The organism is Dactylosporangium cerinum, assembly GCF_042653625.1.
Classification (GTDB): Bacteria; Actinomycetota; Actinomycetes; order Mycobacteriales; family Micromonosporaceae; genus Dactylosporangium; species Dactylosporangium cerinum.
In genome coordinates, this window is sequence record NZ_JBHSIU010000011.1 from 410,933 (window position 1) to 425,860 (window position 14,928).

15 protein-coding genes are annotated in these 14,928 nt (G+C 71.2%); 13 read left to right on the forward strand and 2 right to left on the reverse strand.

All coding sequences use genetic code 11. From position 1 onward, the window contains the following. Window positions 1–87: 87 nt before the first annotated feature. The 4 genes from ACFPIJ_RS10835 (at window position 88) to ACFPIJ_RS10850 (ending at window position 4,009) form a co-directional block, all read left to right on the forward strand. Window positions 88–657: a DUF5987 family protein gene (locus ACFPIJ_RS10835; protein WP_380114582.1), complete on the forward strand. Its 570-nt coding sequence runs from the start codon at window positions 88–90 to the stop codon at window positions 655–657. After that, window positions 654–2,291: a GMC family oxidoreductase N-terminal domain-containing protein gene (locus ACFPIJ_RS10840; protein ID WP_380114583.1), complete on the forward strand. Its 1,638-nt coding sequence runs from the start codon at window positions 654–656 to the stop codon at window positions 2,289–2,291. The genes ACFPIJ_RS10835 and ACFPIJ_RS10840 overlap by 4 nt, the downstream gene beginning before the upstream one ends. Window positions 2,292–2,497: 206 nt before the next feature. Further along, window positions 2,498–3,310 (forward strand): helix-turn-helix domain-containing protein, encoded by an 813-nt coding sequence (locus ACFPIJ_RS10845; RefSeq protein WP_380114764.1) that lies wholly within the window; start codon window positions 2,498–2,500, stop codon window positions 3,308–3,310. A gap of 18 nt (window positions 3,311–3,328) precedes the next feature. Then, window positions 3,329–4,009 carry a MerR family transcriptional regulator gene (locus ACFPIJ_RS10850; RefSeq protein WP_380114584.1) on the forward strand — a complete coding sequence of 227 codons (681 nt, stop codon included), beginning with the start codon at window positions 3,329–3,331 and terminating at the stop codon, window positions 4,007–4,009. 86 nt (window positions 4,010–4,095) lie between these two features. Here ACFPIJ_RS10850 and ACFPIJ_RS10855 read toward each other — a convergent pair whose 3' ends face one another. Then, window positions 4,096–4,545 (reverse strand): SCP2 sterol-binding domain-containing protein, encoded by a 450-nt coding sequence (locus ACFPIJ_RS10855; RefSeq protein ID WP_380114585.1) that lies wholly within the window; start codon window positions 4,543–4,545, stop codon window positions 4,096–4,098. Between the two features lie 160 nt (window positions 4,546–4,705). Here ACFPIJ_RS10855 and ACFPIJ_RS10860 point away from each other — a divergent pair, with 160 nt between their 5' ends. The 5 genes from ACFPIJ_RS10860 to ACFPIJ_RS10880 are packed head-to-tail and all read left to right on the forward strand — an operon-like array spanning window position 4,706 to window position 9,623. Continuing rightward, window positions 4,706–5,143: an SgcJ/EcaC family oxidoreductase gene (locus ACFPIJ_RS10860; RefSeq protein WP_380114586.1), complete on the forward strand. Its 438-nt coding sequence runs from the start codon at window positions 4,706–4,708 to the stop codon at window positions 5,141–5,143. 10 nt (window positions 5,144–5,153) lie between these two features. Next, window positions 5,154–6,536 carry an NDP-hexose 2,3-dehydratase family protein gene (locus tag ACFPIJ_RS10865; RefSeq protein ID WP_380114587.1) on the forward strand — a complete coding sequence of 461 codons (1,383 nt, stop codon included), beginning with the start codon at window positions 5,154–5,156 and terminating at the stop codon, window positions 6,534–6,536. Between the two features lie 23 nt (window positions 6,537–6,559). Next, window positions 6,560–7,792: an acyl-CoA dehydrogenase family protein gene (locus ACFPIJ_RS10870; protein WP_380114588.1), complete on the forward strand. Its 1,233-nt coding sequence runs from the start codon at window positions 6,560–6,562 to the stop codon at window positions 7,790–7,792. 8 nt (window positions 7,793–7,800) lie between these two features. Then, entirely contained in the window at window positions 7,801–9,021 is a 1,221-nt protein-coding gene (locus ACFPIJ_RS10875) for a methyltransferase domain-containing protein (RefSeq protein ID WP_380114589.1), read from the forward strand. An 11-nt stretch (window positions 9,022–9,032) separates the two neighbouring features. Beyond that, window positions 9,033–9,623, forward strand: coding sequence for a dTDP-4-dehydrorhamnose 3,5-epimerase family protein (locus tag ACFPIJ_RS10880; protein WP_380114590.1), 591 nt, complete (start codon window positions 9,033–9,035; stop codon window positions 9,621–9,623). Here ACFPIJ_RS10880 and ACFPIJ_RS10885 read toward each other — a convergent pair. Then, the gene (locus tag ACFPIJ_RS10885; RefSeq protein WP_380114591.1) at window positions 9,607–10,539 is read right to left on the reverse strand and encodes an NAD-dependent epimerase/dehydratase family protein; all 933 of its coding nucleotides are present in this window, start codon (window positions 10,537–10,539) and stop codon (window positions 9,607–9,609) included. The two genes, ACFPIJ_RS10880 and ACFPIJ_RS10885, sit on opposite strands and share 17 nt — an antisense overlap. A gap of 141 nt (window positions 10,540–10,680) precedes the next feature. On the opposite strand from ACFPIJ_RS10885, the gene rfbA reads away from it, so the two are divergent. The 4 genes from rfbA to ACFPIJ_RS10905 all read left to right on the forward strand — a co-directional run bounded on the left by rfbA (window position 10,681) and on the right by ACFPIJ_RS10905 (window position 14,926). Then, complete coding sequence (gene rfbA / locus ACFPIJ_RS10890; protein ID WP_380114592.1) at window positions 10,681–11,553, forward strand: glucose-1-phosphate thymidylyltransferase RfbA; 873 nt, start codon at window positions 10,681–10,683, stop codon at window positions 11,551–11,553. Window positions 11,554–11,567: 14 nt separating this feature from the next. Then, window positions 11,568–12,500, forward strand: coding sequence for a putative sugar O-methyltransferase (locus ACFPIJ_RS10895; RefSeq protein WP_380114593.1), 933 nt, complete (start codon window positions 11,568–11,570; stop codon window positions 12,498–12,500). Window positions 12,501–12,537: 37 nt separating this feature from the next. After that, complete coding sequence (locus tag ACFPIJ_RS10900; RefSeq protein ID WP_380114594.1) at window positions 12,538–13,659, forward strand: DegT/DnrJ/EryC1/StrS family aminotransferase; 1,122 nt, start codon at window positions 12,538–12,540, stop codon at window positions 13,657–13,659. A gap of 79 nt (window positions 13,660–13,738) precedes the next feature. After that, window positions 13,739–14,926, forward strand: a complete 1,188-nt coding sequence (locus ACFPIJ_RS10905) for an acyl-CoA dehydrogenase family protein (protein ID WP_380114595.1) — start codon at window positions 13,739–13,741, stop codon at window positions 14,924–14,926. The last annotated feature ends 2 nt before the right edge of the window (window positions 14,927–14,928 follow it).

Below are 14,928 nucleotides of genomic sequence, written 5' to 3' on the forward strand. Positions count from 1 at the left end.
ACAGAACCCCCGCGACCGCAAGGCAGAAGATGCCGCCACTGTCGGGACGCCGTGACGATGGGAGGACCCTGTACAGGAGGCGATGCTGTGGAAACCGAAGCGCAGAACCAGGATCCGGCGAGGGTCGCCACCTTGGAGGCATTCGCCGACACGATCGTCCCGGGCGAGAAGCGCTCGCCCGACGACCGGGCGGTCGCGGGCGTCGCGTCCGGTGGCGGCGCCGTCGCCTCGGGCGCCCTGCAGCTGCTCGAGGAGCCGGCCGGCGGGATCTCCGAGGCGCTCGACGCGCTGGTCCTCGGGCTCAACGAGCACGCGACCGACTACGCCGAGGCGAACGGCGTGGCGCTGGACGACGGCGTGCCGGCGTTCGTGTCGCTGCCGTACGAGCATCGGGCCGCGCTGGTGCAGCAGCTCACCACGCCGGGTCACCCGGAGAAGCAGGTCTGGGTGGGGCTCGCCCTGTTCAGCAACATGGCCTTCGACAGCGCCAGCCACCTCGGCACCGCCGAGGCCTTCGCCGCCGGGCACCCAGGACTGCTGACCATCGGCTTCGAGCCGCCGGGGGAGGACGGGCTGAACCGCTTCCCCGAGTACTCCTACGGCCGCCCGCTCGCCGACCTGCACCCCGACACGACCGCCACCGGGAGTCCCGCATGAGCAGTATCGAATCGACTGACGTGGTGGTGATCGGCAGCGGCTTCGGCGGCGCGATCCCCGCCTACCACCTGTCCGCCGGCGGGGCCCGCGTGGTCGTGCTGGAGCGTGGCCCGCATCTGTCCGGCGAGGAGTTCGAGCACGACTTCAAGCTCGGCTCGTCCTACACGCGGGTGTTCGACTTCGTCGTCGGCGACGGGATGAGCGTGCTCGGCGGCAACTGCGTCGGCGGCGGCAGTGTCGTGTACTTCGCCACGATGCCGCGGGCGCCCGGGTTCGTGTTCGAGCGCCACGGCAGCATCGGCCGCCGGATGTGGCCGGCGTCCATCACCCGCGACGCGCTGGACCCGTGGTACGACCGGGTGTCCGAGGCGCTGCCGGTCTCGATGCAGACATGGGACCGGGTGCCCTACGCCGGTGGGCTGTTCGCCGCCGCCTGCGCGCACGCCGGACACACCGCGAACCCCTCGCCGGCGGCCGTCGACGTGGACCGGTGCACCAACTGCAACTGGATGATGGCGGGCTGCCGGTTCGACGCCAAGCGCTCACTGCTGCTGAACTACCTGCCGGCCGCGGTGGCGCACGGCGCTCAGGTCCGGCCGCTGCACGAGGTGCAGCACCTGACGCGCAACGAGGACGGCGGCTACCGGGTGCACTTCCGCGTCGTGGACGACTCGGACTACCGCATCCTGCACGAGGCCGGTGCCATCGACGCCAAGGTGGTCATCGTCGCGGCCGGCGCCGGGGCGACACCGGTGATCCTGCAACGCTCCGCAGACACGCTGGGCGCGATGCCGCACGCGACCGGGCGGTACTTCTCCGGCAACGGCGAACGGCTCAACACCGCGGTGTTCGACGAGGACCGGGTGCGCGAGGTGCTCGGGCTCACGCGCGGCGACGGGCAGGCCTACGCGGCCAACCAGATCGGGCGGGGTCCCACCGTCGCCAGCTGGGACCGCCTGGACGGAGCGCTTCCGGAGTTCGAGCGGTTCTCCCTCGAGCAGCTGTACTTCCCGCCGGGGCTCGGCACGATCCTGGCCCAGACGCCGGACGAGAGCGACCCGCGATGGTTCGGCGTGGGCAAGAAGGAGATGCTGCGGCGCTGGCAGTCCTGGCTGACGATCTTCACGATGTCCGAGGACGACAACGAGGGCGTGTTCGGCCCGCCGCCGGAGACCGGCAACGCCCACCGGTTCTCGCAGCAGATGCTCGGCCACGGGCCACTGCGGTACCGGCCGACGGCCAACACCTGGCGCGGCTGGAACCTCGCCGACGCGGCGGTGAAGGACATCCTGGAGCGCGACGGGCTGGCCAAGGTGGCGCCGTGGACCAACGACCTCGTCGGCGCCTACACCGTGCATCCGCTGGCGTCCTGCCGCATCGGTGACGACCCGGATACGTCGGCCCTGGACGACCGGCACGAGCTGCGCGGGCACCCCGGCATCTTCGTCACCGACGGTTCGGCGGTGCCGGGCGCGCTCACCGTGAATCCCGCGCTCACCATCGCCGCGCTCGCCGAGCGGGCCGTCGCCGGCATCGTCCGGACGGCGCAGGAGCGGGGTGTCGCCGTCACCTACATCGGCGACCTGCCGGAAGGCACAAGCTCGTCGTTGCGGGCGGTGGCCGCGAGGGCGTGAGCCCTTCGATACATCTCGGACATCGTCCGTTCGTCCAGGTGCTACCCAACCGTTCATCTGCCGAACCAGGACATCTTCACGATTGCGAACATCTGCCAGACCCAGTCCACAGAGTTGCTGCGGGTGTGCCGCTGTCGATAGCGTCCAAACGGAGTGATGACATCACTCGATGTATGGAAGCGGGCGCATCGGTAGTGAGCGGAGGCATTGTGGATCCGGCAGAGCAGGCGGTACGGCGGGCAATCGACACCATGCAGGAGAACCTCGGCGAACAGCTGACCATCGACGACATCGCACGTGCCGCCATGTTCAGCAAATTCCACTTCACCCGTATCTTCCAGCGATCCACCGGCGTCTCGCCCGGGCGTTTCCTGTCCGCCCTGCGCCTGCAACGGGCCAAGCAGCTGCTGGTGTCCACGTCGTTGAACGTCGCGGACATCAGCCTGCGGGTCGGGTACAACAGCATCGGCACGTTCAGCTCCCGGTTCAGCCGCAGCGTCGGCATGTCCCCGACGACGTACCGCCGGCAGATCGGCTTCGGCGGCCGCATCCCCACCAACCCGCCCACCCAGCTCGCCGCCGTGTCCAACGCCCGGGTGTACGGCGACATCGACGCGCCGTGCGCCGAGGCCGACGACCAGATCTTCGTCGGGCTGTTCCCGGACCGGATCCCGGAGGGCCTGCCGGCTCGCTGTGTGGTGCTCAACCGTCCGGGGCCGTTCTGCTTCGAGACGGTGCCGGTCGGTGCCTGGTACCTGCTGGCCCAGTCCACGAGCGTCTGCCCGGAGGCCCGCGCGCAGGTGCCGACCGTGTGCGTCGGCACCGAGGGCCCGCTGACCATCCGCCGGGACACCGCGGTCCAGATCGACCTGGCGCTGAAGCCGATCCAGGTCATCGACCCGCCGGTCCTGCTCGCCCTGCTCAACTCGCGCGAGGCGGCGGTGGCCCGGGCCGGAGCGGCCGCGCAGTCCAGCGACCGCGCGGCGGCGCTGGTGCCCGGGGAGCGGCGCGCAGCCTGACGGGAATCGAGGAGCGCGATGCGGATCTCGGAGCTCAGCCGTAGCTCGGCCGTGCCGGTCCCGACCATCAAGTTCTACCTGCGCGAGGGGCTCCTCCCGCCGGGCCGGGCGACCGGGCGCAACCAGGCGCAATACGGGCCGGCGCACCTGCGGCGGCTACGGCTCATCAAGGCGTTCACCACCATCAGCCGGCTGGACCTGTCCACGGTGCGGGAGATTCTGGGCGTCCTGGAGGACGACACGCTGCCGGTGCCGGAGCTGTACGAACAGGTGGCCCGGGTTCTGCTGGGCCGGGAGCCCGAGCCCGATCCCGCCGCCCAGCCGGCCACGGAGTCCACAGTGGACGAGATGGCCGCCCAGCCGGCCACCGGGTCCACAGTGGATGATCTGGTCGGCCGGCTCGGCTGGCAGGTCGGGCCGGACGCGCCGAGCCGGGAACGGCTCGGGCAGGCCCTGGGCGTCCTGCGCCAGCTCGGCGGCGCCTGCGACAGCGACTTCTTCCTGGCCTACGCGGAGGCAGCCGACCGCCTGGCGGTCCAGGACCTCGACCTGCTGCCGCACCACGACGCAGGCGCCGACGCCGAACGGACCGACCGGGCCGCGGCCGTGGTGCGCAGCGTGATGCTCGGCGTGGCCTTCACCGCGATGCGTCACCTGGCCTACACGCACCACGCGGCCCTGCGCTACCGCCACGGCTGACGCGCTCCGGCATCGCGCTTCGCGCGACCCAACGGCATGAGCCGGCACCGGTTACCCGATGCCGGCTCCAGCCGTGCCGCGATACGTCAGGGCTTGGGGATGTCGAACAGGCTGGGAATCTTGGTGGCCAGGGGGATGTCTCCCGACGCCTTCATCTTGCCCATCATGAACATCGCGATCGGGTGGGCGTTGCCACTGATGAGCCTGAGGAAGTCCATCGATCCGACGGTCAGCGTCAGCCGCGGCTTGCCGCGCGGTGCCTCCGACAGCGCGCAGGTGCCGTCGGCGATCACGATCTCGTAGGTGTCGGCACCACCGCCCGGGCGGTCGCCGATGTTCCAGTGGATGACGGCGTCGAGTGCACCGGCGCGGTCCGGCCGGAACAGCGTCGCCATCCGGGTGAAGATGCCGTCGAGGTACAGGGTGCGATGATCGCCCCGCATGATCTGCTGCAGCTCGGAGTTCGGCGTCTCCTTCACCAGTCGCGCGAACTGGCGGGGTTCCATCGTGGCTGGATCAACGTCATAGGCAGACATCGGCTGCTCCTTCCCGGATCGATTCTCCCGGCGGTCCCGCACGGGCGCCCACTTCGACGTTGCGGTGCGCTCGCCGCACAACGGAAGAAGCCCACGCGGACTGCGGCTGTGCAGACTGAAGGCACTGCCGTGTCCTTACTCCACTGAGGAGAGTCCACGCATGACCACCGAAGTTTCGACCGACCAGACCAACCAGTCCAACCAGGCCGACCAGGCCAACCAGGCCGCCGCCGTCGCCGCCGTCCCGCAACGCGTTGTCACCGCGTGGGCGGCGCAGGATGCGGACGCCTTCGCCGACGTCTTCACCGCCGACGGCACGATGATCCTGCCGGGCCAGTTCCTCAAGGGGCGCGACGACATCAACGCCTTCATGAGCAAGGCCTTCGCCGGTCCCTACCTCGGCACCCGGGTCACCGGGGAGCCACTCGACCTGCGCGTCCGCGACAACCTCGCGGTCATCGTCACCTACGGCGGCGTGCTCGCCTCGGGCGACACCCAGGTGAGCGACGCGCAGGCCATCCGTGCGACCTGGGTCGTCGTCAAGGAGGACGACGGGCAATGGCGCCTGGCCGCGTACCAGAACAGCCCGGCCAACTGAGGGCGGTCCGATGGCCACCGAGATCCTGCTTGAGGCGCGCGAGGACGGCGAGCTTCCCGGCCGGTTCGCCCGCTCGGCCGCCGCCACGTCCGGCGTGTCCCTGCGGACCGCCGACGTGCCGGCGTGGTTCGCGCAACGCCGCCGGGCCCACGAGTTCCGGGTCCGGCGGATCCCGTTCGCCCAACTCGACCGCTGGGACTTCGACCAGGAGACCGGAAACCTCCGGCACCGCACCGGCCGCTTCTTCACCATCGAAGGGCTGGCGGTCAGCGCCGCCGACGACCCGACCCCCATCTGGCAGCAGCCGATCATCGTGCAGCCGGAGATCGGGATCCTCGGCATCCTGGCCAAGGAGTTCGACGGCATCCTGCACTTCCTGATGCAGGCGAAGATGGAGCCCGGCAACACCAACCTGCTCCAGCTCTCGCCGACGGTGCAGGCCACGCACAGCAACTACACCGGGGTGCACGACGGCGCCCCGGTCCGGTACCTCGACTACTTCACCCAGCTCCACCGGCACCGGGTGCTGGCCGACGTCCTGCAGTCCGAGCACGGCTCGTGGTTCTTCCAGAAGTCCAACCGCAACATGATCGTCGAGACGGACGACGACGTGCCGCTGGACGACGACTTCCGCTGGCTGACACTGGGCCAGATCGGGGAGCTGTTCCGGCAGGACAACGTCGTCAACATGGACGCCCGCACCGTGCTCGCCTGCGCGCCCACCGTCCACGACGAGGCCGGCGCGCTGGACTCCGACACCGGCCTGCTGTCGTGGCTGACCACCGAGCGGTCCCGGCAGCGCATCCGCGCGGCGCTCGTGCCGCTGGACGGGCTGGACGGGTGGACCCGCAGCGACACCGAGCTGGACCACCACCGTGAACACTATTTCCGGGTGGTGGCGGTGGCGGTCGAGGCCGGCAACCGCGAGGTGACGGCCTGGACGCAGCCGCTGATCGAGCCGGACGGTCCGGGGGTGCACGCGTTCCTGTGCCGCTCGTTCGGTGGGGTGCCGCACCTGCTGGTCAAGGCGCGGGCCGAGGGCGGGCTGCTGGACGCCGTCGAGCTCGGCCCGACGGTGCAGAACCAGCCCGCTTATCACGTGGATCCGCTCACCGGGCAGCGCTCGCCGTTCCTGGACACCGTGCTGCGGGCCGGACCGGAGCGGATCCGCTACGAGGCCCGGCACTGCGAGGAGGGCGGCCGGTTCCTGCGGGCCGAGAGCCGGTACATGGTCGTGAACGCCGACGAGCACGAGGCCCCGACGGAGCCGCCGGCCGGCTACCGCTGGGTCACCCCCGGGCAGCTGGCCTCCCTCGCCCGGTACAGCCGATACGTCAACGTGCAGGCCCGGACCCTGCTTGCGGTGATCAACACCGGTGCCGTGCGGTTCTGACCGCCATCACGGAGGGACACGCGATGTCGACTGAGCATGCGGTGCGGGTGCCGCGCACCAAGGAGGGACGCGCGCTGCTCGACCTGATCGAGCCGCACCTGGCCAGAATCCGGGCCGAGGCGCGGGAGCACGACGAGCGGTCGGCGTTCCCCGTCGAGACGTTCGCCGCGTTCGCCAAGGACGGGTTGATGGGAGCGACGGTGCCGGCCGAACTCGGCGGGCTGGGCGTCACCCGGCTGCACGACGTGGCGGCCGGGCTGGCCGCCGTCGCCGCCGCCGACGCGGCGACCGCGCTGGCGTGGCACGTCCAGCTCAGCCGGGGCCTCACGCTCACCTGGGAGTGGCGCCACGGCGAGCCGCCGGTCCGGCGGCTGGCCGAGTCGCTGCTGCGGGCCATGGCGGGCGGCGAGGCCGCGATCTGCGGCGCCGTGAAGGACCACCCCCGCAGCGTCACCACGCTCAGCCGGGACGCCGCCGGCCGGTGGGCGCTGTCGGGGCGCAAGATGCTGGTCAGCATGGCGCCGGTCGCGACCCACTTCGTCGTGCACGCCCAGACCCGGGTCGACGGCGAACCGGCGCTCACCGTGGTCGTCCTGCCCCGGGACACGCCCGGCCTCGCCGTGCTGGAGGACTGGAACGGCCTGGGCATGCGCGCCTCCGGCACGTGCGACGTCGCGTTCGGCGACTGCCCGGTGGCCGAGGACGCCATCCTGTCCCGCCGGCCGGTCGGCGGCCACAACGACGCGGTCCTGGCCGGTCAGACGGTCAGCTCGGTCACCATGCTGGGCATCTACTGCGGGATCGCGCAGGAGGCCCGGGACATCGCGGTGGGCCGGTTCGCCGCCGGCTCCGGCGAACCCCCGGCCGCGGCAGCCACGCTCCTGGCCGAGATCGAGGCCCGGCTGTACGCGATGCGCGCCACCGCCGGTGCCGCGCTGACCGCCGCCCAGGATGACGGCACCGGCGAGAGCGACCCGGCCGAACGGGGACGGCGGATGATGACCCCGTTCCAGTGCGCCAAGATGACGGTCAACCAGCTGTCCCTCGGCATCGTCAACGACAGCGTCACGATCGTCGGCGGCGCGGCCTACACCGCCACGCATCCGCTCGCCCGCCTCGTCCGGGACGTGCGCGCGGGCTGGTTCATGCAGCCGTACTCGTACCCCGACGGCGTCAGCTACCTCACCGCCCAGGCGTTGCAACGCCGGCGCGACAACGACTACGTCAGCGCCCGGGCCGTCACCGACCAGACCTAGGAGTGCCCATGCCCCCCATCTGCCAGATCTGCGACGGTGCGGTCGAGGAGTTCCTGGACCTCGGCCGCCAGCCGCTGTCCGACGCGTTCCTGACCGAGCAGGACCTCGCCGTCGAGTTCTTCTACCGGCTCGCGGTCGGCGTCTGCCGGTCGTGCACGATGGTGCAGCTGGTCGAGCAGGTGCCGCGCGATCTGATGTTCCACGAGGACTACCCGTACTACTCGTCCGGCTCGTCGGTGATGCGGGAGCACTTCGAGACGACCGCGCGCGCCCTGCTGGCCCGCTGCGCCGACGAGCCCGATCCGTTCGTGGTCGAGATCGGCAGCAACGACGGCGTGCTGCTGCGGACGGTCAAGGCCGCGGGCGTGCGCCATCTGGGGTTCGAGCCGTCGGGCAAGGTGGCCGCGGCCGCGATGGAGCACGGGGTCCGCGTGCTCACCGACTTCTTCGACGCGGAGAGCGCGGCGGCGGCACAGCACAACGACGGTCCCGCCGACGTCATCTTCGCCGCCAACACCATCTGCCACATCCCGTACATGCGCTCGATCCTCGAGGGCGTGGACCGGCTCCTCGCCGACGACGGGATCTTCGTCTTCGAGGACCCCTACTTCGGCGACATCGTGGCCAAGACGTCGTTCGACCAGATCTACGACGAGCATTTCTTCTTCTTCACCGCCCGGTCCGTGCAGGCGATGGTGGCCGGCTTCGGCCTGGAACTCGTCGACGTCGAGCGGCTGCCGGTGCACGGCGGCGAGGTCCGCTACACGATCGCCCGGGCCGGCGCCCGGCCACCGTCGGACGCGGTCAGCGCCCTGATCGAGGCGGAACGGGCCCAGGGACTGTCGGACCTGCCGACGCTGCGGCGGTTCGCGGCCGACACCGCCCGGGTCCTGGCCGATCTGCAGGCGCTGCTGCGGCGGCTGCGGGAGGAGGGCCAGCAGGTCGTCGGCTACGGCGCCACGGCCAAGAGCGCGACGGTGACCAACTTCTGCGGCATCGACCGCGACCTGGTCTCGTTCGTGTGCGACACGACGCCGGCGAAACAGGGACGCCTGACGCCCGGCACTCACATCCCGGTCCGGCCGGCGGAGGCGTTCGCCGACCCGTACCCGCCGTACGCGCTGCTGTTCGCCTGGAACCACGCGGACGAGATCATGGCCAAGGAGCAGGGGTTCCGGGAGTCGGGCGGCCGCTGGATCCAGTACGTGCCCGATGTCCACGTCAGCTGATGGGATCGCTCATGTCGGAGCAGGTGCGGGAACTCGGGGTCGGCGGTGCGTTCGCGTTCACCACCGCCGCCTTCCCGGACGATCGCGGCGTCTTCCTGTCGCCGTACCAGCAGGCGGTGTTCGTCGGGGCGCTCGGCCGGCCGCTCTTCCCGGTGGCCCAGTGCAGCTACAGCGTGTCCCGTCGCGGCGTGGTCCGGGGCGTGCACTTCACGGCCACCCCGCCGGGCACGGCCAAATACGTCTACTGCGCGCGCGGCAAGGTGCTCGACATCGTCGTGGACCTGCGCGTGGGCAGTCCCACGTTCGGCGCCCACGACGCGGTGACGCTGGGCGACGTGGACACCGGCGCGCTGTACCTGCCGGTCGGTGTCGGGCACACGTTCGTCGCGCTCGAGGACGACTCGGTGATGACCTACCTGCTGTCGACCGAGTACCGGCGGGAGAACGAGCTCGCCGTGTCCGCCCTGGATCCGGCGCTGGGACTGCCGGTGCCGCCGGACATCACGCCGGTGCTGTCCGAGCGGGACCGCGAGGCACCCACGCTGGCCGAGGCCCTGGCCGCCGGGATCCTGCCGGACTACGAGCTCAGCCGAGCACGGTGACGGTGCGCCGCAGCGCTTCGGGCAGCGGCACGAGCGGCCGCCACCCGGTGGCCGAGCGGAACGCGGACGCGTCGACCACCATGCTGTGCCCGTCCGTCGCCGCCGTGCCCGGCGGCGGCGGCACGGACACGACCGGCACCGCGGGCCGGCCGGTGTGCCCGGCGACGACCCCCGCGATGGCGCCGAAGAGCTCCCGCAGGCTCACGCCGACCCCGGTGCCGAGCAGGTAGCGCCGGCCGGCCAGCACGTCGGCGTGGTCGAGGGCGGCCACGAACGCGTCGGCGGTGTCGTCCACGTAGAGCAGGTCGCGCTGGACGGCGCCGTCGGCCCACACCGTGAGCGGCTCACCGGCAAGCGCCCGGCGCATCATCGCCGCCACGACGCCGCGATCCTGCGCGGACCCGCCGAAGATCGTCGGCAGGCGCAGGGTGACGCCGCGGACGAGACCGTCGGCGGTGGCCGCGCGGAGCAGTTCCTCGGCGGCGAGCTTCTGCCGGTCGTAGGCGGTCGCTGGCCGGTCGGGCTCGGTGCCGTCGATCGGCACCCGCGGGGGCGGGCCGACCTGCGAGGTGGAGCCGGCGAACACCACCACCGGCCGCGATCCGTCGCGCCGCGCCCGGACGACGTCGCCCAGGATGCCCACGTTGGTGCGCCCGCTGTCCGGATCGTCGTCCGCGCCGCGCCAGCCCGACTCGTGCAGGACCAGGTGGACGACGGCGTCCGCGCCGGCGACTGCCGCCTCGACGACTCCCGGCTCGGTGAGGTCGGCCGCAACGGTCTCGACCTCGGCGAGCGCGCCGGGCGGGACCGCCGCCGGTCGTCGGGCGACCGCGCGCAGCCGGATCGGACGGCGGGCCAGCGCCGCCGTCACCGCCGAGCCGACAAATCCGGACGCGCCCAGCACAGTGACGTTCATCGGCCCCACTGTGCCGGTCCGGGCCGGCGCCGGCATCTCCCGGATTGCGCACCCGGTGCCGGCAACACCGCAATACCGGAGATCGCCGGTGGGCCGGCGCCGAAGAGACTGAAACCAGAGGAGCCGAGGAACGGAGCTGGCATGAAAGGGATCGTGCTGGCCGGCGGCACCGGCAGCCGACTGCTGCCGTTGACCCGGGCCATGTCCAAGCAACTGCTGTCGGTCTACAACAAGCCGCTCGTCTACTACCCGCTGTCCGTGCTGATGCTGGCCGGGATCCGCGAGATCCTCGTCATCTCGACGCCGTCCACGGTGCCGCTGCTGCGCGCGCTGCTCGGCGACGGGAACCAGCTCGGCATCGAGCTCTCCTACGCCGCGCAGGACGAGCCGCGCGGCATCGCCGACGCCTTCCGCATCGGCGCCGGGCACGTGGGCGACGACGACGTCGCGCTGATCCTGGGCGACAACCTGTTCCACGGCGCCGGATTCGCCCGGCGGCTGCAGGAGTGCGCGGCGGCGCCGGACGGGTGCACGCTGTTCGGCTACCCGGTGTCCGACCCCGAGCGCTACGGCATCGGCGAGGTCGACGGCGACGGCATGCTCGTGTCCATCGAGGAGAAGCCGCTGCGGCCACGGGCCAACAACGCCATCACCGGGCTCTACTTCTACGACAACGAGGTCGTCGACATCAGCCGCCGGATCACCCCGTCGGCCCGCGGCGAACTGGAGATCACCGACGTCAACCGCGAATACCTCAAGCAGGGCCGGGCCCGGCTGATCCGGCTGAGCCGCGGCAACACGTGGTTCGACTGCGGCACCCACGACTCGCTGCTCGCGGCCGGCCAGTACGTCCAGGTCATCGAGCAGCGGCAGGGCGTGCGGGTGGCGTGCCTGGAGGAGATCGCGCTGCGGATGGGCTTCATCGACGCCGACGCGTGCTACCGGCTGGGCGAGCAGATGCGCCAGTCGGACTACGGCCGGTACCTGACCGACATCGCGTACGCCCTGGACTGACCAAGGAGGCGAACATGCACACGGAGCGGTACGGCGGCAGCCCGCTGTGGCAGACGTACCACCGGACCCGCGTCACCAAGGAGGCGAGCGTCGCCCTCACCGGCTTCAAGTCCAGCGGCGTCAACTTCAAGCTCGCGCTCTGGAACCCGCAGACCAACGGGGTCCGCTACCTCAAGGCACTCATCCACAACGTCGCCGAGCAGCTCGACGACGAAGGCTGGAAGCGGCTGCGGCGCATCCGCGGCCGCGAGACGGGCGCCCCGATCGCGGTCCGCACGCACGGCGAACTCGTCGACATGGACTACCTGCAGGCGGTGCTGGAGCTGGACTTCCTGGGCCGCCACGCCACGCTGGACGGGGCCTCGGTGCTGGAGATCGGCGCCGGGTACGGGCGGACCTGCCACGCCGTGCTGGCCAATCACGACGTCGCCGCCTACGTCGTCGTCGACCTGGAGAACTCCCTCGACCTGGCCCGCGCGTACCTGCATGCGGTGCTCGACGACGGCCAGTTCGCGAAGGTGACGTTCGTCCGGGCCGAGGACGTCGAGCACGCACTGGCCGGACACCGCTTCGACCTGTGCCTCAACATCGACTCGTTCGCCGAGATGGACCCCGACGTGGTCGGCAATTACCTGGCCTTCATCGCCGGGCGGTGCGGCGGTTTCTACGTCAAGAACCCGGTCGGCAAGTACCTCGACCCGAGCCTCGACGGACACGCCGAAGGTCAGGACCTGGTGGCCATGGCGCTGCGGACCGGCCCGGTGCGCGACGTGATCGACATCCACGACAGCGAGGCGGTCCGCACCCAGTCGGCCCGCTTCCTCGAGGCCTACCGCCCGGCGGCGGGCTGGCGCACGGTCGCCGACGAGTGGGCGCCGCCGTGGAGCTACTACTGGCAGGCCCTCTACCGCACGGCAGAAGGTGCCCCGGTCGATCCGCAGATGTGAATCTGAGGAGGTGCCCCGATCGTTGGGAGAAGCATCGATGACCACTCGTGTATGGAGTTACCTGCCGGAGTTCGAGGCCGAGCGGGACGACATTCTGGACGCGGTCGAGACCGTGTTCCGGTCCGGTCAGCTCGTGCTCGGCGCGAGCGTGCGGCAGTTCGAGGAGGAGTTCGCCCGATATCACGGCGGCGGGCTCTGCACCGGCGTCGACAACGGCACCAACGCGGTCAAGCTCGGCCTGCAGGCCCTCGGCGTCGGCCCCGGCGACGAGGTGATCACCGTGTCCAACACCGCGGCGCCGACCGTGGTGGCGATCGACGGGACCGGTGCGACCCCGGTCTTCGTGGACGTCCGCGAGGACGACTACCTCATGGACACCGATCAGGTCGCGGCGGTGGTCACCGACCGGACCAAGGCGATCGTGCCCGTGCACCTGTACGGCCAGTGCGTCGACATGGCGCCGCTGCGGCGGCTGGCCGACGAGCGGGACCTGAAGATCCTGGAGGACTGTGCCCAGGCGCACGGCGCGCGCCACCACGGCCGCCCGGCCGGCACGATGGGCGACGCCGCCGCGTTCTCCTTCTACCCGACCAAGGTGCTCGGCGCCTACGGCGACGGCGGCGCGGTCCTCACCCACGACGCGGAGACCGATCGCCACCTGCGTCAGCTGCGGTACTACGGGATGGGGGAGGTCTACTACGTGGTCCGCACGCCGGGGCACAACAGCCGCCTCGACGAGGTCCAGGCGGAGATCCTGCGGCGCAAGCTGGAACGCCTCGACGACTACATCGCGGCCCGCAACGCCGTCGCCGAGCGGTACGCGAAGGGCCTGTCCGACCTCGCCACCTCCGGCGGGCTCGTCCTGCCGGCCACCACCGCGGGCAACGACCACGTCTACTACCTCTACGTCGTGCGTCACCCGCGCCGCGACGACATCATCGACCGGCTCAAGACGCGCGACATCGAGCTGAACATCAGCTACCCCTGGCCGGTGCACACGATGAGTGGCTTCCAGCACCTCGGGTACGGCCCCGGCTCCCTGCCGGTGACCGAGCGCCTCGCCGCGGAGATCTTCTCACTGCCGATGTACCCGGCGCTGTCCACCGACGAGCAGGACCGCACGATCGCCGCCCTGCACGAGGTCATCGCGAGCCTCTAGAACACCGCGCCTGGAATCCGTCACCCGAGGCGGACTCCGGGCGCGGACATGCGTCCACAAACCAACCGATGGAGGACCGATGGGGACCACCACCACCACCATCCCGGCCCGTGCGGAGCTGCTGCAGCGGGCGCGGGACCTGGCCCCGGTGTTGCGCCGCAACGCCGAGTGGCAGGAGGAGAACCGCCGACTGCACGACGAGACCATCGAGGCGCTGACTGCCGCCGGCATCCTGCGGATGCGCCGCCCGCACCGCTACGGCGGCTTCGAGTCCGACCTGCGCACCGTCGTCGACGTGCTGTCCGAACTCGGCCGGGCCGACGGCTCGACCGCGTGGACGGCCGGCGTCTGGATGATCAGCAGCTGGATGGCGGGGCTGTTCCCCGACGAGGTGCAGGACGAGATCTTCGAGGGGTCGGACGTGCGCATCAGCGGCATCCTCAGCCCCGGTGCGATGGCCGTGCCGACCGACGGCGGGGTGATCCTCAACGGCAAGTGGTCCTTCAACACGGGCGCGCTGCAGAGCACCTGGAACACCAACGCCGCGGTGCTGGACGGCCCGGACGGCCCCCAGCCGGTCATGGTCGCCCTGCCGCTGGCCGACCTGAAGATCGTCGACGACTGGCACACCGCCGGCCTGCGCGGCTCGGGCAGCGTGACCACGATCGCGGAGAACCTGTTCGTCCCGCAGGCCCGCGTCCTGCCGATGGTCCCGATCCTGCAGGAGGGGCGGCACGCCTCGTTGGCCAACGCCGACGCGCCGATCTACCGCGTGCCGTTCATGTCGGCCGCGTGCGTGACGGTGAGCGCCCCCGCGCTGGGACTGGCCCAGGGCGCCAAGGAGGCGTTCCTGGAACGGCTCCCCGGCCGGAAGATCACCTACACCGACTACGCCAACCAGAGCGAGGCGCCGATCACCCACCTGCAGGTGGCCGACGCGACCGTGAAGATCGACGAGGCCGGCTTCCACGCCTACCGGGCGGCGGACCTGGTCGACGCGCACGGCGAGGCCGGCGAGCCGATGACGCTCGAGGAGCGGGCCCGCGTCCGGCTCGACCTGGGTGCGGTCTGCCAGCGGGCCAAGGAGGCGGTCGACCTATTGAACACGGCCAGCGGCGGCTCGTCCATCTACACCAACGTGCCGATCCAGCGCATCGAACGCGACGTCCAGACGGTCAACCTGCACGCCATCATGCACCCCAACACCAACCTGGAGCTCTACGGCCGGCTCGTGTGCGGCCTCGGACCCAACACCCTCTACCTCTGAGA

Bases quoted from the DNA above. Each gene is read 5' to 3' on its own strand.
- ACFPIJ_RS10840 (WP_380114583.1), top strand. From the start codon at position 654: ATGAGCAGTATCGAATCGACTGACGTGGTGGTGATCGGCAGCGGCTTC.
- ACFPIJ_RS10850 (WP_380114584.1), top strand. From the start codon at position 3,329: ATGCGGATCTCGGAGCTCAGCCGTAGCTCGGCCGTGCCGGTCCCGACC.
- ACFPIJ_RS10855 (WP_380114585.1), bottom strand. From the start codon at position 4,545: ATGTCTGCCTATGACGTTGATCCAGCCACGATGGAACCCCGCCAGTTC.
- ACFPIJ_RS10860 (WP_380114586.1), top strand. From the start codon at position 4,706: ATGACCACCGAAGTTTCGACCGACCAGACCAACCAGTCCAACCAGGCC.
- ACFPIJ_RS10865 (WP_380114587.1), top strand. From the start codon at position 5,154: ATGGCCACCGAGATCCTGCTTGAGGCGCGCGAGGACGGCGAGCTTCCC.
- ACFPIJ_RS10870 (WP_380114588.1), top strand. From the start codon at position 6,560: ATGTCGACTGAGCATGCGGTGCGGGTGCCGCGCACCAAGGAGGGACGC.
- ACFPIJ_RS10875 (WP_380114589.1), top strand. From the start codon at position 7,801: ATGCCCCCCATCTGCCAGATCTGCGACGGTGCGGTCGAGGAGTTCCTG.
- ACFPIJ_RS10880 (WP_380114590.1), top strand. From the start codon at position 9,033: ATGTCGGAGCAGGTGCGGGAACTCGGGGTCGGCGGTGCGTTCGCGTTC.
- ACFPIJ_RS10885 (WP_380114591.1), bottom strand. From the start codon at position 10,539: ATGAACGTCACTGTGCTGGGCGCGTCCGGATTTGTCGGCTCGGCGGTG.
- rfbA (WP_380114592.1), top strand. From the start codon at position 10,681: ATGAAAGGGATCGTGCTGGCCGGCGGCACCGGCAGCCGACTGCTGCCG.
- ACFPIJ_RS10895 (WP_380114593.1), top strand. From the start codon at position 11,568: ATGCACACGGAGCGGTACGGCGGCAGCCCGCTGTGGCAGACGTACCAC.
- ACFPIJ_RS10900 (WP_380114594.1), top strand. From the start codon at position 12,538: ATGACCACTCGTGTATGGAGTTACCTGCCGGAGTTCGAGGCCGAGCGG.
- ACFPIJ_RS10905 (WP_380114595.1), top strand. From the start codon at position 13,739: ATGGGGACCACCACCACCACCATCCCGGCCCGTGCGGAGCTGCTGCAG.